Source organism: Paenibacillus sp. CCS19 (assembly GCF_033239625.1).
Taxonomy (GTDB): domain Bacteria; phylum Bacillota; class Bacilli; order Paenibacillales; family Paenibacillaceae; genus Paenibacillus_T.
In genome coordinates, this window is sequence record NZ_BTCK01000012.1 from 63,763 (window position 1) to 90,043 (window position 26,281).

Here is a 26,281-nt window from a genome sequence, read left to right on the forward strand (position 1 = left end):
TTCTGCAGTTGTTGCGAAGAGATATAAACAGAGCCTAAGAGGAGTGGACCATAGAGATGCCGAATGCAGTCCCTTGTAATCCGAATGCTAGCGATGAAGTGAAAGCCGTACTGCGATACTTAAACGAAATATCCGGAAGAGGTATCATCACCGGACAACATACCCAGACCAATAGACAGAAAGAGCTTCTGTACATTGAACAAGTTACAGGGAAGCTGCCAGCACTATGCGGGTTCGAATTGTTGAGCTATTCGCCTAATATAAACAAGGACAACAGCAGCGAAGAGTGCTTGCTTGAAATCGAAGAGAATCGGAACACGCTGGACCGCGCTTGGGAATGGGCAGATCGCAAAGGGCTGATCACATTCACCTGGCATTGGTTCTCTCCCCTCGGAGGTTGGGATAAGGCATTCTATTCGAAGAATACGACCTTCGACGCCTCCAGAGCAGTCATGGAGGGGACAGAGGAGCATCAAGCGCTCATCGCTGATATGGACCATATGGCTGTTATTCTTAAGCCGTTCTGCGAGAAGCGAATCCCGATTCTATGGCGGCCATTCCATGAAGCAGAGGGGGATTGGTTCTGGTGGGGACATAAGGGGCCTGAGGTTGCCAAGCAGCTGTACCGCATCATGTATGATCGTTATACCCGTGTACATGCGCTTAACAATTTGATTTGGGTATGGAACTCTCCATTGGTTGAAGGTTATGTAGGCGACGATGTGACGGATGTTATATCCAGGGACTTGTATCCTGCCAAGCACTGTCATACAGATCTGAAACCTGAATATGAGGAATTAGTCCAGATCACGCGTGCTCCGAAGTTGGCTGCATTAGGCGAGATTGGTGTACAGCCTAGTATGAAGCAGCTTTCGCTTACAAGAATTCCATGGGTGTGGTACATGATTTGGTCCAATGAATTCGGCGCATCGGGCGAGTGGACCAGCGAGGAGGAGCTTCGAGAAGCCTATCAGCATGAATATGCAATTACACTCGATAGGCTTCCTGCTTTGTATTAATTGTAATCAAATGAAAGCAGCCGTCTCGGATATATCGAGACGGCTGCTTTTGCATAAGAGCAGCATTATAGGTCACTGAGTGTTGAGTGAAAAGGTTAACGTTCGATGTTATTCACTGCCGCTGTAACAGAACCAGGGTTGCCGTTCGCATCGACATAGGTGAACGTGAAGCTGCCGTTCTTCGTGAATATATGCACGCTGGATCCGCGGTTGTTCGTGATGGTTACCGGCTCCGTTGTCGTTAGACGAGCGACCACCAGCTTGTTGGTTGGATCCGTTGTACTATAGGAGACGCGTGCCGTATAGAGGTTAGACGGAAGCTCATCACGAGTGATGACATAATCGCTGCTATATACGTTTCTGAGATGCTCCGAAGAATTATATTGTCCGTCGCGAATATAATCGCCTGTCCACGTACTGAAGAAGAGCCAATGCGCTGAATACGCTATAAGCTGCGCAGGATCGGGGATCGGACCATTCTCGGGCAGGGCAACCATCTTCTTATCCTGTACGAGATTGACCAAGCTGTCGTACTTGGCAATGTTCGGGCCATAATTGCCTGCTTCGTTATAAATATCGACGCTTGCGATATCGACGACATCATCGCCTGGATACCATTCAGGCTTCTCGGAGTTCCATATCCAGATCAAGTTGTTCAGGTGATGGTAATTCGTAAATCGGTCATACATGAGTCGGTATAGCTGTTTGGCTGGCTCCGGACCTTTGGCCCCCCACCAGAACCATCCGCCTTCCGCTTCATGGAGCGGTCTCCATAGCACGGGCACATGAGCGTCCTGAAGTCTCTTTAATTGGACTGCAATTGCATCGATGTCGCGAAGCAGCAGCTTATAATCTTTGGATTTCGGATGCTCCAGCGCATATTGAACGTCGAACGAGGTTGCATCCGTATAAAATCCGCTCCACCATTCCTTGCCTGGCGTATCGTACAGCCCCGTAGGCGCATTCCAGTGCCAGACGAACGAGACAATCCCGCCTTCCTGTGCCCATTGGATCGCCTTATCGACTTCCGAAGAAGTCGCACCATGCTCGACGCGAGAAGGGGAATAATCCATCATATCCGTCGACATGATGGCGGGATATTGACCGGTTTGCTCTTTAATCCACTGAGCATCTTCAAGCGTCTGCTGACCCGATAGAATGCTCTTTCCGTACTGTTCGACGAGATAGTTCATGAGCGCTTTTGTTTCCGTGGTTGCATTCGGGTTCACCGGTTCTTTATTGACTTGATGCTGGGAAGCAGCGTCTGATGATGCTGACAGCTTGACGTAGTCAATATTGTACCAGCCCCAATTCGGATTGAATGCAATCGTATTGCTTCCTGCATTCAGCATGACTTTGCCGCCGGAAGCTTCTAAGAAACTTGAGCCTGCAGGAAGAGAGATCTCGTTAGCTTGGCCATTGACTACTAGCTGTGTTTTCTTATCGCCATTCGGGGCATTGTAACCGATTGCAAGATCATATAGGCCGCTAACTGATGCGTTATAAGTCAGCGTGAGCGATCCTGTGCTCTTGAAGGCAGCGTACCCTGTACCGGAATAACCAGCGTCGGCTGTTCCGATGCTTACCTCTCCCGTCATAACCCCGTCTTCCGCTTCGATCTTGTCGCTTGCTGCGGAAGAAGCGGCGGCTTCGACTTTCACATATTCAATTCCGTAATACCCCCAGCCACGGGAAAATGTAACTTCGTTCGGGCCGGCGTTCAGGGCGATCTTGCTGACCATCTTTTCATTCACGACGGCACCGGCGGCCGGGGCATCCAGTGTTATGCTGTTTACGCCAGTCCCATTAACCTCAATGCCTGTATCCTTGGATCCATAGCCTTCAGGAATGTAGTAGCCAACGCTAAGCTTATAGAGACCGGAAGCAGCTGCGTTAACGTTGAATGTGGCGGTTCCGCTTGGTTGACTAGAATTCGAGTCGTCATCATAGAAGAAAGACACATAGCCGAGGCCTTTATATAAGCTGTCATTAGCTTGGGGAGAAGTTAGTTTCTCTACCCCGCTGCCTTGAAGAATGGCATCTTTATATCCGATTACAGTAGAGACGCTCTCCGAAGCGGCCGAAGCGCTGTCCGTTTCAGCGCTGACTGCCGTTGGCGATAGCCATAAAGATAAGCACATGATGGATAAGAATGCGGAACGCGGGATTTTATTGATCCTTCTTGACCATGAAGCTAGCACGCAATCACTCCTCATAATAGGTTCTAATACAATGCTGTTGAAAACACATAGGAAACTCTAGCGATTTTTTGGTTCTTTGTATGCGTTTTCAAATCATCCTATATCGGACATCACCTCTCTTAGAACCCATCATAAAGTAGTGAGGAGGCACTGCCTATTCCATGGATTATGGCTAAAGTCATCCATTAATTATGGATGACTTGAAGGAGGAAAAAAGAGAAGCCGCGGATATCCGCGGCTCCTTGTTGTGTGCTATTAGGCAGCGAATGGATTGCCGCTTTTACGAATTTGACGATAGCCCATATACCCGATTCCGATGAGGAGGAGAAAGCAGAGCGCCCAGAAGCTCTTGCGATGAGGAGCTTGGCGGGCCAAGTGGTTCGCTCGATGAAGGATGGCATCCATGCTGTAAGGATGGGCATTCCTTATGATGATGGCCTCCAGATCAGCAGGGGTAATAGAGGGACTGCCTCCGTTGATCCGTGGAATCGCTAACCTGTTGGTTTTCTGTGTGCTAATGCCTTCCTTGACGGTAAAAGCGAATTGAATATTCGCCTGACGGAGTACCTCCTCCGACTTGCGGTCATGAATGCCGTACGGATAGGCGAACGTATCGATCGGACTCGCATTGATCGGCATCAGTTGATTCTTGCAGGCCGTAACGTCGCCCTGCACTCGCTTCTGATACTGTTCTTGCGTTTCTTTGATTCCATTAACCTTCAAATAGGCGGTTAATCCATTATGCCGTTTATCGACGAGATAGTGGAGGTTGTTCGTATGGCACTGTACTTCGGCAAGATTGTCTGCGGTTACTTGCTTCAGCTCCTCATGGGTCATATGAGGAATATATCCGTATTTCTTATTGTCTGTCGCGCTTGTAATGATGAATGCGACGGATGGAATATTTTTGGATTTGAGAATCGGATAGGCGAGGCTGCTATAACTCTCATAGCCATCGTCGAACGTGACAAGCACCGCATTCGAAGGCACCGTTCCGCCTTTCATAAAATCGATATACTGACGCAGTGAGATAAAATGAAAACCTTTGCGCTGCAGGTAGGAAAGTTGGTCGTCGAACTGCTTCGTCGTCATAATATCCGTGTTCGGTTTATTCACGCCATCAGTCATGTGATGATACATGAGAATCGCGACTTTGTTGTTATATTCGCTCTTGGAGGCCGCCGCATGAACAGTTGGAATCAGTAGAAGGAATAGAGTCGTTAATAGAATGGCAATTCGTGGGATCGTATTCAAAGAGCAGCACACTTCCTTGCGATTTAGTTTATTTGCACTTACTATGATTGTGACGTAGATAGAGTTACAAATGTTTCAAGAGGTTGAGAGGAGGACATCGCATGCAGCTGAGCAAAGGACAGAAAATCGACATAACGAAGGGGCGCTCCATTCAACGCTTAACGCTCTCATTCGGCTGGGAGGTTCGGCACGCGGGCGTCAGTGTGGATGCTTCGGTGTTTCTATTGTCGAAGGACAATCGGTGTGTGCGGGATGAGGATTTGATCTTCTATGGCAATCCTCACTCCAGCGATGGTACAGTCGTTTATTCGCAAGACGGCTCCGGCAAGCAGGGCAGTTTGAGAGTGGCGCTTGGCAGCTTGCCTGATCGAATGGATCGGTTGGCGGTTACGGTGTCCATCTATGAAAGCGTCAAACGCAATCAGACGATGAATGACGTAACGTCCCTGTATGTGAAGCTCATCGATGATGGCAGCGGCGAAGTTATCGGGAGCTACGAATGCGGTGCGGATGTGACGAATGAAACGGCGATCGTTGTAGGCGAGTTGTATCGCTACCAAGGCGAGTGGAAGTTCAATGCGATCGGCAGCGGCTTTTATGGCGGGTTGGAGGCACTGGTTACGCATTATGGTCTTGAGCTTGAAGCATCGGAGACGAACGCGGAGGTTGCAGCTGCATCGGAGCAATCGACTGCCGTAATCGAACAAGCAGCGCCTCCAGTGGTTGAACCGGAGATTGCTCCACGCTCGACGATCGATTTGCGCAAGAAAACAGTCGAGATCGTGCTGAAGAAAAAGCAGCTGACAGACGTTGTCGCTCGTGTCGGTGTCGTGTTGGACATATCCGGATCGATGACGCAGCAATATCGGACGGGCATTGTGCAGGACGTGGTGGAGCGCATACTCGCCATCGCTTGTAAGTTCGACGATAACGCAACGCTGGATGTGTGGGTTTATGATAATGAATTCTCGCGGATGCCGTCTGTTCAAGAAGGAAGTCTGCAGCATTACGTCACGAAACAAATATTAAACAATCCTTCGATTCATAAATTCGGTTGGAACAACGAACCGCCAGTCATGGAAGACGTCATTAGGAAGTATACGATCGAGGAGAGTTCGGATACGCCAGCATTTATCATCTTCATCAATGATGGCGGCGTATTGAAGTCGATTAAGAAGGTCATTACGCGATCCGCTGTGCTTCCGATCTTCTGGCAGTTTGTCGGCATCGGCAAATCGAACTTCGAGGTGCTGAAACGGCTGGATACGATGCAGGGGAGAGTCGTCGATAACGCGAACTTCATCCATTGGGATCGAATCGATCATGTGTCGGACGAAGAGCTGTACGACAAGCTGCTCAATGAGTTTCCGCAGTGGCTCCGCGCCGCGAAGCAGAAACGGATTCTTCGGTAGTCATTGCAGGCTAATGCACCACATCCTTTCTTTGCCAAAAGCAAAAGCCGCGGACATCGCATCCGCGGCTTTCTCTTTCTACAAATACTCGCATGCAAACTTCGTAAAGTCAGCCACTGTATCTTCTCCAACCGCATACAGTCCAATGACGACGCCGGTGAAACCGCCGGCTACTTCGGAAGAAAGATACTTCGTCTGTGCCGTGCCCAGCGGGATCGTCTGTCCATTGACTTCGATTGAGAAGCTGTACTGAACAGGGGAGGACTCGATGCGCAGCTTCGCTGCTTGATCTGCTTCGATGGCGACGACACTCTGCACATGCTTGATATCGCCGATGTTCAAACGCAGCACAGCTTCGAGCTGATCATTACGCTTGCGGATCGCGAGATCATAGTGATGACTCTCGTCCATGTACAGGGTGATGCCAGCTTCACCGCTGCCGGACAACGCCACAACAGATGTAATTACCGCATTGAATTCTCGTTGACGGATGGCAAGGAAAGTAGGCGTATCCGCCTGATCAAGCGTCACTGCTGTTCCTGTCAGCGTCAGTTGATCCTCTTGAAGCTTGTAATTCTCGAGACGAGGGTGACGCAGATAGACCCATTCCAGATCCCGCTTCGTATTGCCGAACGTGTACAGCTTCTTCTCTTGCTGCACGACATGCTCGCCAATCCGATCGGTCTCGAACTCGCGGCGCGTTGTACCATCGTGGCCGGCAGTAAACCATCCATCCTCGTGGAACGTAACAGGTGCGAGGAACACTTCGCGACCGAGATGATGGAACGGAATCCATTGACCGATCTGGCGGAAGCCAAGGTGGAAGATCCACCAGTTGCCTTCGCCGTCCTGAATGAGGTCGCCATGACCGATCGCTTGAATTTCATAGCCGCCTAGATTCCGGTTCGTCAGAACCGGGTTATGCGGGTACGCCTCGAACGGTCCGTGAAGCAACTTGCTGCGTGCATACGTAATCATATGGCCGAACTCGGTGCCGCCTTCAGCCGCCATGAGATAGTACCAGTCATTAATCTTATACATATGCGGGCTTTCCAAGTAACGGCCGCCGGTCCCCTTCCACAGCGGATGGCTTGGCGTCAGCATATTGCCCGTTGCAATATCGATCTCGCATTGGAGGATGACCCCGCGGCCGTCCTCATCCGAACCGTTGCTCATGAAGAAGACGCGATCGCCTTCAAAATACAGATCAGGGTCAATGCCGCCTTGCTCGATGAAGATCGGTTCCGACCATTCGCCATATATGTCATCGGTCCAGACGATGAAGTTCTGGCGTGTCGTATCATTGGTAGTGGTCATATAGAATCGACCGTTGTTATGCCGGATCGTAGGGGCGAAGACGCCGCCGGAGCTGTTCACCTTCTCCAGCATGATCTGACTTGGACGCGTCAGGGCATGACCGATCGGCTCCCAGTTGATTAGATCTTTACTTTCGAACAGGGGGACGCCAGGGAAGAATTGAAACGAACTGCATGCCAAGTAATACGTATCGCCGACCTTGCAAATACTTGGATCGGGGTAGAAGCCTTTAATGACAGGATTGTTGAATTTCAAGTGGTTCACCTCATTTTTGTTTTCGAAAACGTTTTCGAATCTTTTTTCTAACCCAATTATAGTGTCTGCAAATAGGTTTATCAACGTTTATCAGCATCTATTCAAACCGCGAAGGAGCAACCTGATAATACTTCTTGAACGCCTTCGAGAACGTGAACGGATCAGGATAGCCGAGCAGGGCGGCAATTTGTTGAATCGTATATTTCTTCTCGTTGAGGTAATCCCTTGCGCGGTTCATCCGAATCTGGTAGATGTATTGACCCGGCGTAATGCCGAGCGCCTTCTTGAAGCTGGTTATAAAATATTTGTCCGATATGCCGATAAGGGCCGCAAGCTCATTCATGCGAATCGGCTGATGGAGATGCTGGTCGATATGTTGGAAAACAGGCTGCAGCAATTCCAAGCTTCCGCTTGCAGCTGTAGTCGGGCTTCCATTTACGAATGCTCCCGTATAGACACCCTCTCCGTGGAGCTCGATGATTCTTGCAACTACGGCCGTCAAGCAAGCCTTCAGATAGAGGAGATTGCCGGGCATGCTTGTCTTCGAACGGCTGGCTCGCGCGCAAGCGTGCGTGAACCATTCGACTTCTGCACGCACAAGTTCATGCGGAACGACGCCCGATAGCGGAAAATCATTCAATATTCGCTGCTGCTTGCCGATCTCAAAGTCAAAATGGGCATATGTAAAACGGCATCCTTGCTTATCGGCTGTCGTTGCCTTGTAGGGGATATTCGGATAAAAGAATACAACATCGCCGGCATGCGCTTGATGTTCAATTCCATTGATCGTGATCGCAATCGTTCCATCTTGAATAAACCACAGATCATAGTCGATATGCGACCGATGCTCGATCCATGACCCGTCGTGTTCGAGTGCCAGGTACGACTTCATGCGCAGCGTGATCAGCTCCGACAACTCGTTCAGTATCCCCATATCCGTTGTTTGCTTATTCATCAATATCCCTCGACTAATTGACATATCTTGAATCATTCAAGTATAGCATTACATTTGCCCAATACCAATCATCTAACTATTTGACATGAAGGCGAAACTATCGCATATTCTCCTTTCGCACAGCTTCACTATAATGAGGTTATAAAGCTAGTTCATTTATAAGGAGTGCGAATGCGATGCTGCGATTATTTCGAACCAATGAGATACGTCAAGTGATAGAGCTGGAAGGGGATTGGGATTTCGAACCTATCGGGCAAGACGATTCCATTCCGGCCAGCTATCACTATAGGATGCCCGTTCCCGGGTGCTGGGAGATGAATCCGAGGTTTCCTAGTTATCGCGGCAAAGGGGTTTACAGAAGAACGCTTACCGTGACAGAAAAGACCGCGGTTCGGCTTGTGTTCAAAGGAGTGAGCCACACCGCGCAGGTGTACTTCGATGGAGTCGAGGTTGCACAGCATTACAATGCGTATACGCCGTTCACATCGAGACTCATTCAAGAAGTCGAGCCAGGCGAGCATGAGCTTGTCGTCGTCGTAGACAACACCTTCCATGAGGGCTCGAAGCTTCATATTGCCAATGACTACTATACCTACGGCGGCATTATTCGTCCGGTAGGGATCGAATACATTCAGCCCGTTTATATCGAGCGCATTCAATTTGTGCCATCATACGAGAATGGCCAATGGCATGCTTCAATGGCAGCTGTCGTTATCAATACCGGCTCCACATCGGCACGGGTGCAGCTTCAGGGGATGCTGGGCGAGACGCCGATCCGCTTCGAAGCGGCTGAGATTCAAGCTGGCGCAACGACGAGCATCGTTACGACTGGCTCGTTCCCGAATGCAGAAGCTTGGTCCAACGGTTCTCCTAACCTATATAAGCTGCAGGTTCAATTGTTCAGAGATGGGGAGCAGACCGCATCTGACGACCTGATCGAGCGGGTCGGCTTCCGAACGGTAACTACTGCGAATGGACGAATTCAAGTCAACGGCGAGGATATTGTGCTGAAAGGCTTCAATCGGCATGAGGATCATCCGATGGTCGGCGCAGCGTTCCCGTATCAGCTGATGGTGCAGGACATGGAGCTAATGCTGGAAGCGGGATCGAATGCGGTTCGTACAAGCCATTATCCGAATGACGAGCGTTTCCTCGATTTGTGCGACGAACGGGGTATCTACGTTTGGGAAGAGAATCACGCCAGAGGTCTCGATATTGAGCATATGCGCGATCCGAGATTCCAGGAGCAGTGCTTGGTATGCAATCAGGAGATGGTCGAGAATCACTACAACCATCCGAGCATTATCATTTGGGGCATTCTGAACGAATGCAGCAGCAATACGCCGGAAGGCAAGGAGATGTATCGCGAGCAGTTGGCGCAGATCAGAGGGCTGGACCAATCCCGTCCGCTCACTTATGCGACTCATCATCGGGAGCACGATATTTGCTTCGATCTGGCGGACATTATTTCGTTCAATCTATACCCGCAGTGGTATACGGATGAAGATCCGGGCGAACTCGTCGATCGGGCTAGAGGATGGACAGAAGAACTCGGAGGGGCTGGCAAACCGATCATTATGAGCGAATTTGGCGGCGACGGATTTTATGGTATGCGGGATGCGAGCCGTGTCCGCGGCACGGAGGAAAGACAAGCGGATATTATTGAATCCAATCTGGCAGCTTATACGTCCAGGCCGTATATCTCGGGGATGTTCATCTGGCAGTTCTGCGATTGTCGCGTCGTGGAAGACCTGGGCTGGCTGTTCAGCCGCGCAGGTACGCAGAATAGCAAAGGCATCGTCGATAAGTATCGGCGCCCGAAGCTGGCGTTCGAGGTTGTGAAGAAGTATTTTCGCCAATAAGTTAGGATAGATTATAAGCAGCTTACATTTGAGATAGATGCCCTGTCCGTTCAGGGTGTCTATCTTTTTTTGATTGTAGGCCGCGAATGGGTTATCCTCTTAATATTTGATAGACTTGGATGAACGTGTGTATTAATTCAACATAATTCTGAAAAATTTCGTACCGAAAACCTTTCCTTTTCCATCTTCTTATTTGGAAATGGAAGCGTTCTTGCATTATAATAGAGCAGATGAGAGCTATATCATTTATAATACTCGGGATTTATATTCTATGGTATGATAGCTCTATGAGATTAGTTAACAATTTAGTTAACTAGTTAACTAAATTAGAATGAACATTGTATGATGGGGGATAAACGCATGAGTCTTGATGTGAAGAATGCCATCCAGAACGGCCGAACAGTACTGGGTATCGAGCTTGGTTCCACACGTATTAAAGCCGTTCTCATCGGTGAGGATCATGTATCGATCGCTTCCGGCGCGCACGACTGGGAGAATAGTCTCGAGAACAACATTTGGACGTATAGCCTTGAATCGATTTGGAAGGGCATTCAAGACAGCTATACGAAGATGGCTAACCAAGTCAAAGAGCAATACGGCGTAACGCTGCACACGATCGGCGCGATCGGCTTCAGCGGCATGATGCACGGCTACATGGCGTTCAACCAATCGGATGAGCTGCTTGTTCCGTTCCGCACATGGAGAAACAACCTGCAAGGACAAGCTTCGGAGACGTTGACGAATCTATTCAACTTCCACATTCCGCAGCGCTGGAGCATCGCTCACCTATATCAAGCGATTCTGAACGGTGAAGAACATGTCGATCAAATTGCGTTCCAGACGACGCTGGCTGGTTACATCCATTGGAAACTGACGGGCGAGAAGGTTCTCGGCGTTGGCGAAGCATCCGGCGTATTCCCGATCGATATCAACACGAAGCAATTCAATACGACGATGATCAATCAGTTCAATGAACTGATTGCATCCCGCAACCTTCCTTGGAAGCTGGAAGACATTCTGCCAGGCGTATTGTCCGCTGGCGAGAACGCTGGTGCGTTGACGGCAGAAGGCGCGAAGCTGCTCGACGTATCCGGCGAGCTGCAAGCCGGCATTCCGCTCTGCCCGCCAGAAGGCGATGCAGGCACGGGCATGGTAGCTACGAACTCTGTTGCGCAGCGTACGGGTAACGTATCCGCTGGCACTTCGGTATTCGCGATGGTCGTTCTGGAGAAGGAACTGTCCAAGGCATACGAAGAGATCGATCTCGTAACGACGCCTACGGGCAGCCTGGTTGCGATGGCGCACTCGAACAACTGCTCTTCGGACCTGAATGCTTGGGTTGGTCTGTTCGAACAATTCGGTAAAGCAATGGGCATGAACATCGATGCGAACACGCTGTACGGCACGCTGTACAACCTTGCTCTGCAAGGCGACGCGGATTGCGGCGGCCTGCTCGCATACGGTTACCTGTCGGGTGAGCATATGACGCACTTCGAAGAAGGCCGTCCATTGTTCGTTCGTTCGTCGGACAGCAATTTCAATCTCCCGAACTTCATGCGTGTCCACCTGTCGACGGCGCTTGGCGCACTGAAGATCGGCATGGACATCCTGCTGAAGGAAGAGGGCGTCAAGCTGGATGAGCTCCTCGGCCACGGCGGTCTGTTCAAGACGAAGGGCGTAGGTCAGCGCATTATGGCCGGCGCGCTTAACGTTCCGGTCTCCGTAATGGAAACGGCTGGCGAAGGCGGCGCATGGGGCATTGCCCTGCTGGCTTCCTACCTGATCAATAAATCGGATAATGAAACGCTTGAAGAATACCTCAGCTCCCGAGTATTCGCAGGTCAATCCGGCGAGACGATCGCTCCGGATGCGAAGGACGTTGAAGGCTACGAAGTATTCATGGAGCGCTACAAGCGCGGTCTCGCGATCGAGCGTGCGGCTGTAGAGAACCTGGTTTAATCGTATCGTGCAAATCGTAAAGGAGCAGACTGCCGTGGCAGTCTGCTCCTTTTTTCATTAGTCGGAATCTGTTGTCGTCTGGTTCTTGACCCAGTAATCGATTCGTCGATCGTAATTACAAAAAAAAAGAGAATTGACCAAATTGATCAATTCTCTTTGAGCGGAACATATTCGCGTTCTCGCTGTTTAATGGTTATCATTTCTCAACCGAAACGACCCGAAATATAGTCGCTCGTTTGTTTATGACTCGGATTCATGAACAGCGTATCGGTCGAATCGTATTCTACGACACGGCCGTTTAAGAAGAAGGCTGTTTTGTCTGAGATACGCGCAGCTTGATGCATGTTGTGCGTAACGATAACGATGCAGTAGTCTTGCTTGAGCTCGGTAACCAGATCCTCGATCCGCGAAGTGGAGATCGGATCAAGCGCGGAAGTCGGCTCATCCATCAGGATAATGTCAGGCTTAAGCGCGATCGAGCGTGCGATGCATAGACGCTGCTGCTGTCCACCGGACAAGGCGAAAGCTGACTTGTGCAGACGATCTTTCGTTTCTTCCCAGATCGCCGCTTTGCGAAGCGATTGTTCCACGAGTTCGTCCAGATCCTTCTTCTTCTTCACGCCGTGATAACGAGGTCCGAAGGCAATGTTCTCGTAGATCGATTTGTGGAAAGGATTCGGACGTTGGAACACCATGCCGATCTTCTTCCGAAGTGCGACAACGTCAACCGAGCTTTCGTTAATGTTATGCTCTTTCATCATAATGTCGCCAGTGACGCGGCAGCTTGGAATGAGATCGTTCATTCGGTTCAAGCTTCGCAGGAAGGTCGATTTGCCGCAGCCGGAAGGTCCGATCAGCGCCGTCACTTGTTTCTCGGCGAAGTCGAGCGATACGTCATGAACAGCGTGTTTTGTTCCATAATAGACGTTAAGTTTCTTGGCAGATAATGCGTTTGTTGTCACGCCGGACCCTCCTTATTTGGCTGCAGTAAATTTGTTATGCAGGTAGCGGCCGAGCGCACGTGCGCCCAGGTTGAATACCAAGACCATGATAATGAGAACGGCGGAAGCGCCTGCTGCGATTTGCGTTGCATCGGGAGCGAGACCTTCCGAGTTGACTTTCCAAATGTGTACCGCAAGCGTCTCAGCCGGACGGAATGGGTTGAGCGGCGAGCGCGTGTCGAGCGGATTCCAGTCCGTGAAGTCTAGACGCGGACTGCTCATGCCGGCCGTGAAGAGCAGGGCGGCTGCTTCGCCGAAGATACGGCCAGCAGCGAGAATCGTGCCTGACAGAATGACAGGCGTTGCGATGGGAAGGAGGACGGAGCGGATTGTTTTCCACTTCGAGATACCAAGCGCAAAGCTTGCTTCCTTCTGCTGCATCGGTACGCCGCGCAGACCTTGTTCCGTAATCCGAACCATGAGCGGCAGGTTGAAGATCGTCAGTGCAATCGCACCGGAGAACAACGAGAAGCCGAAGCCGAAATAGTTAACAAGCACGAGCAAGCCGAACAGGCCAACGATGATCGATGGGAAGGACGACAACACTTCCACGACGAGACGGATGAAAGCCGTCATCTTGTTAGGTTTTGCGTATTCGCTCATGTAGATGCCTGCGCCGATCCCAAGCGGAACGGTAATGATCAGCGTCAGAACAAGCAGGAATAGCGAGTTGAACAGCTGCGGGCCGATACCGCCGCCGGCGCGAATCGATTCCGGTGCGGATGTAAGAAAGTTCCAGCTGATGTGACCGACACCGCGGAACAAAATATAGCCGAGCAGACCAATCAGGACGGCGATGATGAAGCCGGCGACGCACATAATGACGCCGGTTGCGATTTTATCTACTGTCTTAGCTCTCACAGCTTCTTCCTCCCTTCCAGCCAGCGAATGATGAATACGAATACGAAGGTCATAAGCATCAGAATCAAGGCGAGCGACCAGAGCACATTATTCTGAACCGAGCCCATTGCCGTGTTGCCCATGCTGAGCGTAATGGCGCTTGTCAGCGTTGAAGTTGATTCGAATAACGAGTGCGGAATATGCGGCGCATTACCGATAACCATCTGAACGGCAAGCGCTTCGCCGAATGCTCTTGCGATACCAAGGACGATGCCTGTCATCTGTTGAGGCAGCGTCGTTGGAAGCGCAACGCGATATATGGTTTGCCAACGTGTCGCGCCGAGTGCGTAGGAGCCTTCCTTGAGGCCGGCTGGCAGCTCGGACAGCGCGTCCGTTGCTATTGTCGTAATTGTAGGTAATATCATGACAGACAGGACAAGTGCGCCTGCGGCGATGCCGATTCCTTGACCAGGGAATAAATCGCGAAATAGTGGAACAATAACGCTTAGACCGACAAATCCGTAAACAACGGATGGAATACCGGCGAGCAGCTCGATGACCGGCTGCAGAAAACGACGACCGAATCCGGGAGCTAATTCAACGATAAATACAGCGGCACAGAAGCCGAGCGGCGCAGCGATGAGCGCTGCAAGAATGGAAGTGCTGAATGAACCAAAGATGAATGGCAGTGCACCGAATTGCGGGATCTCGAGATCAGGATTCCACTTCACGCCTGTGATTAGATCGAATGCATTGACACCGTCTGCAATAAAGGTGCTGAGTCCCTTCGAAGCGACGAAGTATACCATCGAGAATATCGTGATGATGAGGAAGCCGATACAAATAAGCGTGTAGATTTTACCGACCCATTCCTCTGCTATATGCGGTTTAGCTTCTTGTCGTTTGTTATATGACCGCTCCATATTGACAGACCGCTCCATAATGGCATTCTCCTAACGCAGGCAAGGCAAGAGACGGGATTGCCCGTCTCTTGATCGGCCTACCAATTTATTGATTTGATTAATTCGAACGACCTCGATCGAGGTTACAATTATTTCGTTACCGTACCAGCTGCGTCGCGTTTTACTTGCATTTTGCTAACCGGGATATAACCAAGCTCAACTACTTCGCCATTGTCGCCTTGCACTTCATCGGAAACGATATAGTCAAGGAATGCTTTCGTTGCTGCGTCCGGCTCGCCTTTCGTGTACATGTGCTCATATGCCCATACCGGATACGAACCGTTCGTAACGTTATCAACCGTTGCTTCAACGCCGTCGTATTTCAGCGCTTGGATGGAATCATCCAGATAGGACATTGCCAGATAGCCGATTGCGCCAGGCGTTTCTCCTACAAGCTTCTTAACCGTACCGGATGCATCTTCTTGAATCGAACCTGCAAGGTCTTCCGTCTTCGTGCCAAGTGCGAATTTTTCGAACGTTGCGCGCGTTCCGGAGCTCGATGGACGGTTAACGATTTGTATTTTCTCGTCTTTACCGCCTACTTCACTCCAGTTCGTTACTTTACCAGTGAAGATGTCTACGAGCTGTTGTTTCGTCAAGCCGTCGATGCCTACGTCTTTGTTCGTAACGGCTGCCATTGCAACGACTGCTACTTGGTGGTCAACGAGTTCTGCCGCTTTGTCGGCATCAAGCTTCTCTTCAGCGAATACGTCGGAGTTGCCGATTTGCGCTTGGCCTTCGGAAACTTGCGTCAAGCCTGTGCCGCTTCCGCCGCCTTGCACTTGAATCGATACGTCTTTGTTCTTATCCATGAAGTCTGCCGCAGTCGTTTCGACCAACTGTTGAAGTGCCGTGGAACCTACTGCAAGAATAGAACCAGACAGGCTGCTCGATTCGGAGCCTTGCGAGCTGGAGTTGTTGTCTTTGTCTTTGTCGCCGCATGCTGCGAGCGATACCGTCAGTGTCAGTGCCATTGCTAACGTCAGAATCTTTTTCATTGTGAATGTGTTCCCCTTCCAAACTATCGTTTTTGTTGTTCCCTACAAGAGTCATTGTAGTAGAGGTGCGTTAACGTGAAGTTTGCCTCATGTTAACGGAATGTAAAACATTCTGATAATGATGAAATTGGTGTAATCATTTTGAAAAGGGATTGTAACAAATCATCATTTGACGTTTTCTCGATGACTTCGTATAGAAGAGCACAACAAACAACCTCCCGACAGAGCGCTCGAGAGGCTGTTGTTATACGTAGAATTTTATTTAATAGTAGAAACAGTTTCGTTCTGAGGGGGTATAGGCTGGTTAACGTATCGTGCACGACCCATTAATGAAGCAATAATAATACCAACAAGCGCGGCGGCCACAAGAAACCAGAAGCCGAGATGGATGGCATCGGCAAGCTTGGTTTGTTCTCTTGCTTCTATAGAAGAGGCGAGATGATGATTCACGATCACGGCCATGAGTGATGCGCCGAACACGCCGCCGATGTTGCGAGTGAAGGTAACGGTCGAGTTCGCTACGCCTCGGTAGCGGGGATCGACTGCGGTGGTGATTGCCATCTGAGCAATCGGCATCATGATGCCGATACCAAGGCCGATCAGCGCCATATCGCTGCGGATCGTCCATTTATTAACCTCGAGCGGGAGATGCGTGATGATATAAAGTCCTGTACCAGCGAGCAGCATCGATAAGAGGGCACAAGTACGCCATGAGAACCTGCGAATCATAAAGGAAGACATCGTCGCCCCTGCCATGACGGCTGCCATCATCGGCGTTACGGTATTCCCGGCATCTACGACGCTGCCGCCTATGCCGCCTTGAACGAACAACGGAATGTAAAGCAGAGCGCCGAACATGATCACACCTTGCATGAAGGTAACGCCGGCGGTACCTGCCACAGTCCGATTGTAGAACATGCCCAGCGGCAGGATCGGTTCAGCAGCGCGTCGTTCGACGAACAGGAAAGCGATTAATGCTGCAGCACCAAGTGCGAACAACTCGAGAATCGGCCATGAGCGCCACGCGTAGTTGATGCCTCCCATTTTGAGCGCAAGCAGCACTGAACCCGTTGTCGTTACGAGCAGGGCGGCTCCCAAGTAGTCGATCTTCAGTCGGATGGAGGACTCCGGCTTCTTCTCCTTCATGGCGAAGCTAATAATGATGATGGCAATTATCCCGAGCGGTGCATTAATGAAGAAATTCCACCGCCAATCCCATTGGCTCGTAATGAAGGAACCGATGGACGGTCCGAGAATAGACGACATCGCAAGTACACTCATGAACAGCGACTGCACGCGGGCGACTTTGCCGACGGGCATTAAGGAGAACAACAACGCGAACGTGTTCGCCGCCATCATGCCGCCGCCGATTCCTTGCAACCCCCTGAACACAATAAGCTGTGTCATCGATTGCGATAACCCGCATAACAAGGAACCGATTAAGAACACCACCAAGCCTGACAGATAGAACGTCTTACGCCCATACATATCGGACAGCTTCCCGGCAATGGGCATGACAGAGGTCGAAGTGAGCATATACGCCGTGAACACCCAAGAGATATGCTCAAGCCCGCCAATCTTCTGCACGATGGTCGGCAGGGCGGTAGACACAATCGTTTGATCCAGTGAAGATAAGAAAAGTCCGACAAGAAGGGCGCCTAACGTCCAATGCAATCGTTTGTTCGAATCCATCCCTATTCATCTCCTCCGGTTCGGCTGTTTAAGCTGAACCTTTCACGATTCCTCGCAAAATAACGCCTACCGCTTGTTCCACCAGCAGCTGTCCTTCTTCTTCCGTGAGTTTACGTTTCGCAAGCTCCAGCATCGCACCCGTTACGCCGCCCATGAATGTCTGTGCAAGCAGCATAGGTTCCATTTCTGTCAAATGTCCTAACGCGATGCCTTCTTCCATGGTACGGACGAGCGGACCATGAATCGCATCTAGAAAGCTGTGATAGTAGTGCTCGGATTGTCCTCCGAACACTAGCGGCATGTCGCTGAGCATATTACGGTATAAAACGACGCGGCGAGGCTTCGTTACCGCGGTCTCGAGATAAAATCTCGCATACCGTTCCAGCCGAACGATCGGAGCTTCCTCCGTTATCAGGGCGCCGCTCACATAGCTCTTCGCGCCTTCGAGGTACTCTTGGAACATCCCTTGAATCAATTCCGTTTTGTCCTTGAAATAATAATAGATAAGCGTACGGGAGACGCCGGCTTTCTTGGCGACCTCGCCGATATCGGTTCCTTGTACGCCTTTCTCTAGATACACTTCCGAGAAAGCTCGGCGGATCTGATCGATCCGTTCTCGGCGCACTTGGTCATGCTGTTCCTTCGATCGTGGCGACATCGTGAGCTGCTCCTTTTTTTAGAACTGACATTGGTGTCAGTTGTAAAGTTAAGCTTAGTGTATATTTTGACTGACACAGATGTCAATGTTAAAGTCGAACGAAATTCGAAGGCTTGAAGCGTGCATCGTGCATCCAAAGAAGAATATACTCCATCATTGTCCGCATTTAGTGAATTGGCTTCCTGCATGGAAGCTGGTACAGTGAGGCTACAAAGCTTGTTATAGAGCTAGATGGAGCTGTACACAAAGGAGACTTCGACCGACCTATGACGCAATATCGGATTGACGCACGCGAAGATCAGAAAGCGATTACAGCGAAACCCGGCTATTTGGAAGGCAGCAATCCTTCCGGCGATCGAATCAGCTTTACGAACTACTACATGGAACAAAACGGCCAGCCGTTTTTTGGCATTTGCGGCGAGTTTCATTACAGTCGATACAACGAGACGCTCTGGGAAGATGAGCTCATCAAGATGAAGATGGGCGGCATTAACATGGTGTGCACGTACATCTTCTGGAATATCCATGAGGAAGTACAAGGGGAATATGATTGGAGCGGGCGGCGCAATTTGCGGCAGTTCATCGAGCTGTGCGCGAAGCATGAGCTGCAGGTTATTATTCGGATCGGTCCATTCTGTCACGGCGAGATTCGCAACGGCGGCATGCCGGATTGGCTGTATGGCCAGCCGTTCGAAGTACGGTCGAACGATGAACGATATCTCGCTCATGTCCGCAGACTGTACGAGAACATCAGCGCACAAGTGCAAGGCCTATTGTACAAGCAGGGCGGTCCGATAATCGGCACACAGATCGAGAATGAGCACGGCCATTCCGCTGCGCAGTGGGCGATGACGACAGGCATCAGCAACCAATGGATGACGACGGGTCTGGATGGCGAAGATCATATGCGCAAGCTGAAGCAGATCGCCATGCAGGTTGGCATCGAGACGCCGCTGTATACGTGCACCGCTTGGGGAGGCGCGAATGCGCCGGCCGACGAGATGCTTCCGCTGTGGGGCGGATATTCCCACTGGCCTTGGATCTACTACGAGCATGATCGATTCGGCGATATGCGTGAGCATCCGGCGACGCCGGAATATATTTTCCGCGATAAGCATAACAACGCCATTCCGAAGAGCTACAACTTCGAGCCTTTGTATACGCCAGAGGATTATCCTTATGCGTGCTGCGAGATGGGCGGCGGCATGACGCCGTTCTATCGCTATCGCTTCGATTTCCCGTACAACAGCGTTCCAGCAATGACGGGCATCAAGGTGGCGGAGGGTTGCAATCTGATCGGCTATTATATGTATCATGGCGGCTCGAACCCGAACGGCAAGCGGGAGCTGTACTTGAACGATTTGGCTACGCCGAAGATCACCTATGACTTCAACGCTTGCATCGGCGAATTCGGTCAAGTGCGGGAATCGTACCATCGGACGCGGCTCCAGCATTACAGCTATCGTACCTTCGAACAATGGCTGTGCCGGACCAAAACCATTCTGCCAGGCGATACGTCTGCGATGGACCCGTACGATACCGATACGCTCCGGTATGCGGTACGGGCAGCGGAAGGTTCAGGGTTGTTGTTCATTAATAATTATCAGGATCATGCGGACACGCATGACCTGTCCGTAGAAGACGGCATAACAATCGTGACGAGGGATAAGGAAATCCGATTCCCGCTGGAAGGAACGTTGAAGCTCAGCAAGGACAGCTACGCCATGCTGCCTTATCGATTCGATCTGGATGGAATCAGGTTGGAGCAGGCGACCGTACAGCCGATTACGAAGCTTGAAGCGGACGGGGCGGTCTACTATTTCTTCACGGCGCCGAAAGGCATGCCTTCGGAGTATGTGTTTGAATCCGGGGCTGTCACGATTGTGGAATCAGGTACGGCTCGCTTCGCGCAGCGTGAAGACGGCTTAACGGTTATCTATCCTGTATCGAGTGCCCTTCAGCCAATCACGCTTCGTTCAGCATCGGGGACGCTGGTGAACATTGTGACGCTGACAGACGAGGAGAGCCTCGGCTTCTGGAAGACCGAGCTATGGGGCAAGGAACGGATCGTGTTGACCAACAGCAATTTGTTAGTCGGCAATGGGCAAGTGAAGCTGGAGACTACGGGAAGCGACGAGGCTCAGCTGCGTATATTCCCGGATCTTGAAGCGTTGCCGCACTCGGAGGGCGGAGAGCTGCTGGAACGCGTGGAGCAGGGACTGTTCACTTCGTACCGATTCCGTATCCGGACGCAAGAGATTCGCTTCGAGCTCGACCGTGCCGCGGATGATCGTGCCATAGTTCGTTTCGCACAGGATGCATTCGATGGGGTGAAGGAAGCACTGCTGCGCATCGATTATCGTGGCGATATCGGCTATGCGTATATCGGCAGCGAGCTGATTAACGATAACTTCAGCAACGGCAACACGTGGGAGATCGGACTGAAGCAATTCGGCGAGCGGTTGGCGCAGCAGGGACTGAATCTGTACATCTCGCCAATACGCCGCGGCAGCACGGTGAACAGCAACACAACGATGGCCGGGTGGAGCGAGAATGCTGCAGAGTCGATCGCTCAGCTGGATCGAATCTCGATTGAGTCGGTATATGAGCTTGTTCTGAATAAAGGGTAAAAGAAGAAAATCCCAAAGGGCGCGTGTCAGCCCTTTGGGATTTTGCGATATTCGGTAGGCGAGTGGCCCATCAGCTTCTTGAACATGCGGGAGAAGTAATACGGATCGCTTATGCCGATGGAGCCGGCTACCTCCTTGACCGTTAGATCGGTCAAGTCGAGCATGCCTGCCGCATGCTGCATTTTCATCCGAAGGAAGTAATCGATCGGGGAGAAGCCGGTCTCTTTGTTGAACAGATGGCTGAGATGCTGCTTGGACAATCCGGTATAGCTGGCTAGTTCAGGCAGACGAATCGATGTCGCAATATGCTCATTCATATATCGGATCGCGTGATCCAGATGGGCGCCGCGCCTCGCATCCTGACTCGCATGCAACAGCTCATGCCCGATGCTGCTAAGGAGCCAGCGGACGGTCTGTGAAATATGAACATGCGTATGGAGCGAGTATGGCCTGTCCGTCAACATCGCGAGCGATTGGTCGACGCGCTGGATAAACTCGGATACGACGCTTCGAGGCAGCGGTCTTGGTTCGCGATCCAGCTCATAGAGCTGGATGATTTCCCGGGCATGCTCACCCTTGAGGTGGAACCAGTAAATACTCCATGGGCACGTCTCCGAGGCCCAATATCGGTGCGGTACGCCGGCGGGAATGACGACAAGGCTGCCAGGCTTGAGCGTGATCGACTCCTGTCCTGTCCGCTCGACAACGCCTTCACCTTCTACGCAATAGATGAAGATATGAGCATCGGCCCCCTCCGGCCGTTCACGATGATGGTGTCTCGCTTGCAAGAAGACGCCGATATCGCTCACGAACATTTGTTTAGTCAGCTCGGTTGCTCCCAATTCGTTCTGCATGTATTCAGGAAGGACGAAGTATCGCTGCTCGCGGAAGCCAGCGTTAAGGAATACGGGTTCCATCTATGACAATCCCTTCGGAGTGAATACGAATATGATCCATCATTCTCCGAGTTTCGTCAATTGGAATTGTGCGCGGTATACGAATCATTGGATTATCTTGTTAAAAAGGGCGTTTCCTATCCATATGGAAACGCCCTTAATCTTTTTATTGTCCAGCCTGCTGCGCGAGATTCATCTCGGCGCACATAAGAATGAACGCGCCTGCGCCGTGCAGGTCATTCTCGCTCGTCGGCCGTGCGATATAGTGAGCATAGTCGCCGATACCCGTGCCGATGCAAATGTTGCCGATAACAACCTGATTGTTATCGTCGAAACGCAGCGTGTCGATAACGCCTTGATAGCCCTTCCAGGCATTGTCCAAGTACTTCGGATCCAGATAGCCGAAGCGAACAGCCTTCGCGATCGCATGAACGTATAGGGAGGTGCAGGAGTTCTCCAGCCAGTTATCTGGGCGGTCGCCTTTGTCTACAACTTGATACCAGCGGCCAGTCGCTTCATCTTGGAATTTCACTAGGGATGTCAGCAGATCCTGTACGATGCGGATGAGTGCAGGTTTGTCCTTATGATCGTCTGGAATATATTCGAACATTTCGAGCAGCGCAACAGGGAACCAGCCGATTGCGCGCCCCCAGAACTCGGCGGCAAGCCCTGTGTCAGGATTCGCCCAGCTGGCCTGCTTCGTCTCGTCCCAGCCGTGGTACAGCAGACCAGAGACGGGATCCTTCGCATGCTGCGCAGCAAGAATCGCTTGATACGCCCACATGTCGAAGTATTCCGGCTCGTTGAACACGCTGCCGAATTGGACGGCGATCGGTCCGCCCATATATAAGCCGTCGAGCCACATTTGGTTCGGGCAATGATCCTTATGCCAGAAGCCGCCTGATGGATTCGACTTCCACTGCTTCATCAGCGGAACTAGGTTGTACAAGGCCTTCTTATAACGCTCATCGCCGGTCCGTTCATACAGTGGGTAGAGCAGCACGCCTGGCTGAATATCGTCGAGCTCGTCTGTTTTGATTTTCTCAATCATGCCGTCAGCCTGTACATGGCTGTCGACCCAGCTCTTCATATAGTCGTAATATTGGTCGTCGCCCGTCTGCTGCCAGACCTTTGTCATGCCGGACAGGAATACGCCTTGATGATAGTGAAACCGCTCCGGCGGAAGCTTCTCGGGCTCGAACTTCGTCATAAGGGCCTCGCATGCTTTCTCCGCCCATTGAATTGGCTTTAACGTTTCCTGTGCATGGCTGCTAACGGATGTGTTCATCGGATAGTTTCCTCCTTGAATCGTTCATACATGTATCGTAGCATTGGAATATGTACATTTATTGCGATAATCTATGATTTCTTCTTATATCTTGCGCGAGTTTGCACGGCTAGCTAATCGTAAGGAGGATTCGATATGGCAGAGCTTCATCATGAAGATGACACAGGTAAGTTTCTTGTATCCTATCGGAAGGCGCCGAGCCATCATATGCCGATTAGTCATTTTCACAGCACCTATGAGATTTATTATCTGATGTCCGGGCAGCGTTCGTTCTTTATTAAGGATCGGACCATTGCGATGGAAGCGGGCGATGTTGTTATTGTCTCTCCGAATATTGTGCATCGGACAATCAATGCGGCTATGCCTGAGCATGAGCGCCTTATCGTTAACATGGATCCGAGCTATCTCGGGATGACAGAGCAGACAGGATCGGCTGCGCCGAATGTTCTTCAACCGTTGCTGGACCACGAGTATCTCGTTATTCGTTTGCCGCTGCTTGATCGCGTATCCATCGATGGGCTGGCGGAGGCGATCATAAGGGAGATGCGGGAGCAGAAGCCGGGATTTGAATTGTTCGCGCAGACACTTGTTCAGCAGCTGCTCATCTTGTGCTGTCGGCATGCCGGACAAGGGAGCGTGCAGCCGGTCGCTTCGCCAAGCGCGATGCATGAACGGATTTCGGAGATTGCGCAGTATATCAATCGCCATTACATGGAAGACTTGTCCCTCCAAATAGTAGCGGACAAATTCTATGTAAGCCCCTATTACTTAAGCCGCATCTTCAAAGAGGCGACAGGCTTCACATTCGTTGAATATCTCAGCAGCGTCCGCATTAAGGAAGCGAAGAAGCTGCTTGAAGGATCGGCGATGAAGGTTAGTCAAATAGCGAAGAAGGTTGGGTATGGGAGTGTGACTCATTTCAATCGGGTGTTCAAATCGGTAACGGGAAGGGCACCGTTATTTTATCGAAACGAGAGATAGGATATTGTTTTACATTAATCCAATGCGGATTTAGTTGAAATAATCGATTTATCCCTATTAATTAACGAATTCCTTTATAATGAAATCGCTACCATTAAAGATTACATAGAGGCAGGCGAACGTGGGATGACGATGAACCGGAATGTTAAAGTGAGTGAAGAAACTGGCTATACGAGTCCGTGGATTGTAAACCGAGCGGATCCTTATGTATGGAAGCATAACGATGGAACGTATTATTTTACGGCATCGGTGCCCGAGTACGATAACATTGTGCTCCGGAAGGCTTCGACGATCGAAGGACTCGTTGACGCCGAAGAAACGGTGATCTGGCGCAAACATGAAACAGGCGAGATGGGTCATCATATCTGGGCGCCGGAGCTTCATTATATCGATGATAAGTGGTATATCTACTTCGCGGCTGGCAAGGCAGAGGAAATCTGGGCAATCCGTCCTTATGTGCTGGAATGTGCGGATGCGGATCCGATCACAGGCACATGGGTGGAGAAAGGGAAGATCGAGCTCGACTTCGAGAGCTTCTCGCTTGATGCGACGACGTTCAATCATAAAGGCGAGCAGTATCTGATCTGGGCGCAGTATGAAGGCGATGACAGCAATCTGTATATGGCCAAGCTGGCGAACCCTTGGACGATTGTTGGTCCGCAGGTACTTCTGTCAACGCCGCAATATGATTGGGAGATTCAAGGTCACCGGGTCAATGAGGGACCTGCTGTACTGGTGCGCAATGGTCGCATCTTCGTTGCATTTTCCGCGAGCGCAACGGATCACCGCTACTGTGTCGGTTTGCTGGAAGCATCAGAAGACAGCGATCTGCTAGACTCCAGCTCTTGGACGAAGCACCCGCTTCCGGTGTTCGAGACGAACGAGGAAACGGAGAACTTCGGCCCGGGTCACAACTGCTTTACCGTTGCGGAAGATGGGGTAACGGATCTGATCGTCTATCACGCACGGCCTTATAAGGACATCATAGGCGGCGCGTTGTCCGATCCGAACCGCCATGCCCGCGTGCAGCGATTCACCTGGAAGGAAGATGGCACGCCGTACTTCGGCAAGCCAGGCGCAGCGGCAGCTGAATAATTAAATAGATTTTCGATAAGCCGTAGGGGTAAGCCCTACGGTTTTTTTGAACGCTTCGTTAAACGAATCGATGCTCCGATACCCCACCAGCTCGGCAATATAGCTCACCTTGCGGCTGCTGCTGCGCAGCAGTTCGCAGCTGCGCCGGATGCGTACATTTTGCAGGAAAGAGCCGAACGATTGACCGGTATGCTGGGCGAACAACCGCTGCAGATGCCGTGAACTCCAGCCTGATATACGGGATAATTCCACTAATGTGACGGCTGTGTGGAGGTTCTGCTCTACGTAGTCGATTATTCGATGGAAGCCAGCGTCAGCGGATGCTTCGGCCGTGCTTCGTTCATGGTCGACATACTTGAGACGGTAGACGGTGACGATGAGCTGGCTGAGCAGTGCGTGGAGCATCGCGTGCGAGCCGATTGCGTTCGTGTTCATTTCATGGAGAAGCTGGATCATGAGGCGCTCTATCGCGCCTTCGCGGTCGAAGACAGAGAAGTAGGAGGAAGTATGGTTCGCCAGCGCAGATAGATGATCTTGAATCGGCTGCTCCTGCAAGCCGGACAGTACGGCAGCAAGATGAATATCGAACAGACAATTGTAGACGACGGGAGGTTTGCTCGAGCGATCCGGGGTTGCAGGCCGGAACACATGGGATACGCCAACGGGAATCACATACAGCTGACCCTTGTGAATCGGGAACGTATCCTGCTCGACATGGTGAAAGCCTGTTCCTTCCGCTACATAGCAGTATTCAATGAAATCATGCGCATGGTAAGGGACATTGAAGTCTTCCGTGAATCGGTTGACGAACATAAGCGAGTTGCGATGCAGAAAATAATCCTTCTCAAACAATTGATTCGGTTGTTGTTTCATAGAGAAGCTCCTTGTATCCGGATTCGTTCTATTTGTGTCTAGTATAACGTAAACGCTGTATTTATGTCCTTATGACGAGGGTGAAATGTCCGTTGCGCAAGGGGGTGGTCATGGTCCAGCCGATATAATGGGG

The 26,281-nt window shown here is 51.0% G+C and carries 20 protein-coding genes and 1 pseudogene; 8 read left to right on the forward strand and 13 right to left on the reverse strand.

Annotated elements, in window-relative coordinates:
- Nucleotides 1–56: 56 nt before the first annotated feature.
- On the forward strand, nucleotides 57–1,019 hold the full coding sequence (locus SBI19_RS10965) for a glycosyl hydrolase (RefSeq protein ID WP_317967946.1): 963 nt from the start codon (nucleotides 57–59) through the stop codon (nucleotides 1,017–1,019).
- A 95-nt stretch (nucleotides 1,020–1,114) separates the two neighbouring features.
- On the opposite strand, the gene SBI19_RS10970 is transcribed toward SBI19_RS10965, so the two are convergent.
- Entirely contained in the window at nucleotides 1,115–3,220 is a 2,106-nt protein-coding gene (locus SBI19_RS10970) for a glycosyl hydrolase (RefSeq protein ID WP_317967947.1), read from the reverse strand.
- Between the two features lie 255 nt (nucleotides 3,221–3,475).
- Entirely contained in the window at nucleotides 3,476–4,474 is a 999-nt protein-coding gene (locus SBI19_RS10975) for a polysaccharide deacetylase family protein (protein ID WP_317967949.1), read from the reverse strand.
- Between the two features lie 101 nt (nucleotides 4,475–4,575).
- Here SBI19_RS10975 and SBI19_RS10980 point away from each other — a divergent pair.
- Both SBI19_RS10980 and SBI19_RS10985 read left to right on the forward strand, forming a co-directional pair.
- Nucleotides 4,576–5,091, forward strand: a pseudogene (locus SBI19_RS10980) (TerD family protein); the annotation flags it as partial.
- A 117-nt stretch (nucleotides 5,092–5,208) separates the two neighbouring features.
- A complete protein-coding gene (locus SBI19_RS10985; RefSeq protein WP_317968045.1) occupies nucleotides 5,209–5,886 on the forward strand; it encodes a vWA domain-containing protein in 678 nt (225 codons plus the stop codon).
- 78 nt (nucleotides 5,887–5,964) lie between these two features.
- Here SBI19_RS10985 and SBI19_RS10990 read toward each other — a convergent pair whose 3' ends face one another.
- Both SBI19_RS10990 and SBI19_RS10995 read right to left on the reverse strand, forming a co-directional pair.
- Nucleotides 5,965–7,467 carry a glycoside hydrolase family 43 protein gene (locus SBI19_RS10990; protein ID WP_317967951.1) on the reverse strand — a complete coding sequence of 501 codons (1,503 nt, stop codon included), beginning with the start codon at nucleotides 7,465–7,467 and terminating at the stop codon, nucleotides 5,965–5,967.
- Nucleotides 7,468–7,555: 88 nt separating this feature from the next.
- Nucleotides 7,556–8,413 (reverse strand): helix-turn-helix transcriptional regulator, encoded by an 858-nt coding sequence (locus tag SBI19_RS10995; RefSeq protein WP_317967953.1) that lies wholly within the window; start codon nucleotides 8,411–8,413, stop codon nucleotides 7,556–7,558.
- Nucleotides 8,414–8,589: 176 nt separating this feature from the next.
- On the opposite strand from SBI19_RS10995, the gene SBI19_RS11000 reads away from it, so the two are divergent.
- Both SBI19_RS11000 and SBI19_RS11005 read left to right on the forward strand, forming a co-directional pair.
- Nucleotides 8,590–10,275, forward strand: coding sequence for a glycoside hydrolase family 2 protein (locus SBI19_RS11000; protein ID WP_317967955.1), 1,686 nt, complete (start codon nucleotides 8,590–8,592; stop codon nucleotides 10,273–10,275).
- A 360-nt stretch (nucleotides 10,276–10,635) separates the two neighbouring features.
- Entirely contained in the window at nucleotides 10,636–12,234 is a 1,599-nt protein-coding gene (locus tag SBI19_RS11005; protein WP_317967957.1) for a xylulokinase, read from the forward strand.
- Between the two features lie 203 nt (nucleotides 12,235–12,437).
- On the opposite strand, the gene pstB is transcribed toward SBI19_RS11005, so the two are convergent.
- The 6 genes from pstB to SBI19_RS11035 form a co-directional block, all read right to left on the reverse strand.
- Entirely contained in the window at nucleotides 12,438–13,196 is a 759-nt protein-coding gene (pstB, locus tag SBI19_RS11010; protein ID WP_317967959.1) for a phosphate ABC transporter ATP-binding protein PstB, read from the reverse strand.
- Between the two features lie 12 nt (nucleotides 13,197–13,208).
- Complete coding sequence (gene pstA, locus SBI19_RS11015; RefSeq protein ID WP_317967961.1) at nucleotides 13,209–14,096, reverse strand: phosphate ABC transporter permease PstA; 888 nt, start codon at nucleotides 14,094–14,096, stop codon at nucleotides 13,209–13,211.
- On the reverse strand, nucleotides 14,093–15,016 hold the full coding sequence (gene pstC, locus SBI19_RS11020; protein ID WP_483312272.1) for a phosphate ABC transporter permease subunit PstC: 924 nt from the start codon (nucleotides 15,014–15,016) through the stop codon (nucleotides 14,093–14,095). The genes pstA and pstC overlap by 4 nt, the downstream gene beginning before the upstream one ends.
- A 110-nt stretch (nucleotides 15,017–15,126) precedes the next feature.
- Nucleotides 15,127–16,035, reverse strand: coding sequence for a phosphate ABC transporter substrate-binding protein (locus SBI19_RS11025; protein WP_317967963.1), 909 nt, complete (start codon nucleotides 16,033–16,035; stop codon nucleotides 15,127–15,129).
- 258 nt (nucleotides 16,036–16,293) lie between these two features.
- Complete coding sequence (locus tag SBI19_RS11030) at nucleotides 16,294–17,727, reverse strand: DHA2 family efflux MFS transporter permease subunit (RefSeq protein WP_317967965.1); 1,434 nt, start codon at nucleotides 17,725–17,727, stop codon at nucleotides 16,294–16,296.
- A gap of 28 nt (nucleotides 17,728–17,755) precedes the next feature.
- Nucleotides 17,756–18,385, reverse strand: coding sequence for a TetR/AcrR family transcriptional regulator (locus SBI19_RS11035; protein ID WP_317967967.1), 630 nt, complete (start codon nucleotides 18,383–18,385; stop codon nucleotides 17,756–17,758).
- A gap of 266 nt (nucleotides 18,386–18,651) precedes the next feature.
- On the opposite strand from SBI19_RS11035, the gene SBI19_RS11040 reads away from it, so the two are divergent.
- On the forward strand, nucleotides 18,652–21,015 hold the full coding sequence (locus tag SBI19_RS11040; protein ID WP_317967969.1) for a beta-galactosidase: 2,364 nt from the start codon (nucleotides 18,652–18,654) through the stop codon (nucleotides 21,013–21,015).
- A 26-nt stretch (nucleotides 21,016–21,041) separates the two neighbouring features.
- Here SBI19_RS11040 and SBI19_RS11045 read toward each other — a convergent pair whose 3' ends face one another.
- A complete protein-coding gene (locus SBI19_RS11045; RefSeq protein WP_317967971.1) occupies nucleotides 21,042–21,932 on the reverse strand; it encodes an AraC family transcriptional regulator in 891 nt (296 codons plus the stop codon).
- A 145-nt stretch (nucleotides 21,933–22,077) separates the two neighbouring features.
- The gene (locus SBI19_RS11050; RefSeq protein ID WP_317967973.1) at nucleotides 22,078–23,199 is read right to left on the reverse strand and encodes a glycoside hydrolase family 88/105 protein; all 1,122 of its coding nucleotides are present in this window, start codon (nucleotides 23,197–23,199) and stop codon (nucleotides 22,078–22,080) included.
- A gap of 135 nt (nucleotides 23,200–23,334) precedes the next feature.
- Here SBI19_RS11050 and SBI19_RS11055 point away from each other — a divergent pair, with 135 nt between their 5' ends.
- Both SBI19_RS11055 and SBI19_RS11060 read left to right on the forward strand, forming a co-directional pair.
- Complete coding sequence (locus SBI19_RS11055) at nucleotides 23,335–24,180, forward strand: helix-turn-helix transcriptional regulator (RefSeq protein WP_317967975.1); 846 nt, start codon at nucleotides 23,335–23,337, stop codon at nucleotides 24,178–24,180.
- A 126-nt stretch (nucleotides 24,181–24,306) separates the two neighbouring features.
- Entirely contained in the window at nucleotides 24,307–25,275 is a 969-nt protein-coding gene (locus SBI19_RS11060; protein ID WP_317967977.1) for a glycoside hydrolase family 43 protein, read from the forward strand.
- Here SBI19_RS11060 and SBI19_RS11065 read toward each other — a convergent pair whose 3' ends face one another.
- The gene (locus SBI19_RS11065; protein WP_317967979.1) at nucleotides 25,276–26,148 is read right to left on the reverse strand and encodes an AraC family transcriptional regulator; all 873 of its coding nucleotides are present in this window, start codon (nucleotides 26,146–26,148) and stop codon (nucleotides 25,276–25,278) included. It abuts the gene before it with no gap.
- Between the last annotated feature and the right edge of the window lie 133 nt (nucleotides 26,149–26,281).

What these genes read in the sequence shown, in the direction of transcription:
- SBI19_RS11040 (WP_317967969.1), top strand. Translation starts at nt 18,652, where the DNA reads ATGACGCAATATCGGATTGACGCACGCGAAGATCAGAAAGCGATTACA.
- SBI19_RS11055 (WP_317967975.1), top strand. Translation starts at nt 23,335, where the DNA reads ATGGCAGAGCTTCATCATGAAGATGACACAGGTAAGTTTCTTGTATCC.
- SBI19_RS10965 (WP_317967946.1), top strand. Translation starts at nt 57, where the DNA reads ATGCCGAATGCAGTCCCTTGTAATCCGAATGCTAGCGATGAAGTGAAA.
- SBI19_RS11005 (WP_317967957.1), top strand. Translation starts at nt 10,636, where the DNA reads ATGAGTCTTGATGTGAAGAATGCCATCCAGAACGGCCGAACAGTACTG.
- SBI19_RS10995 (WP_317967953.1), bottom strand. Translation starts at nt 8,413, where the DNA reads ATGAATAAGCAAACAACGGATATGGGGATACTGAACGAGTTGTCGGAG.
- pstC (WP_483312272.1), bottom strand. Translation starts at nt 15,016, where the DNA reads ATGGAGCGGTCTGTCAATATGGAGCGGTCATATAACAAACGACAAGAA.
- SBI19_RS11045 (WP_317967971.1), bottom strand. Translation starts at nt 21,932, where the DNA reads ATGGAACCCGTATTCCTTAACGCTGGCTTCCGCGAGCAGCGATACTTC.
- SBI19_RS11060 (WP_317967977.1), top strand. Translation starts at nt 24,307, where the DNA reads ATGACGATGAACCGGAATGTTAAAGTGAGTGAAGAAACTGGCTATACG.
- SBI19_RS11030 (WP_317967965.1), bottom strand. Translation starts at nt 17,727, where the DNA reads ATGGATTCGAACAAACGATTGCATTGGACGTTAGGCGCCCTTCTTGTC.
- SBI19_RS11000 (WP_317967955.1), top strand. Translation starts at nt 8,590, where the DNA reads ATGCTGCGATTATTTCGAACCAATGAGATACGTCAAGTGATAGAGCTG.
- SBI19_RS11065 (WP_317967979.1), bottom strand. Translation starts at nt 26,148, where the DNA reads ATGAAACAACAACCGAATCAATTGTTTGAGAAGGATTATTTTCTGCAT.
- SBI19_RS11050 (WP_317967973.1), bottom strand. Translation starts at nt 23,199, where the DNA reads ATGAACACATCCGTTAGCAGCCATGCACAGGAAACGTTAAAGCCAATT.
- SBI19_RS11025 (WP_317967963.1), bottom strand. Translation starts at nt 16,035, where the DNA reads ATGAAAAAGATTCTGACGTTAGCAATGGCACTGACACTGACGGTATCG.
- SBI19_RS11035 (WP_317967967.1), bottom strand. Translation starts at nt 18,385, where the DNA reads ATGTCGCCACGATCGAAGGAACAGCATGACCAAGTGCGCCGAGAACGG.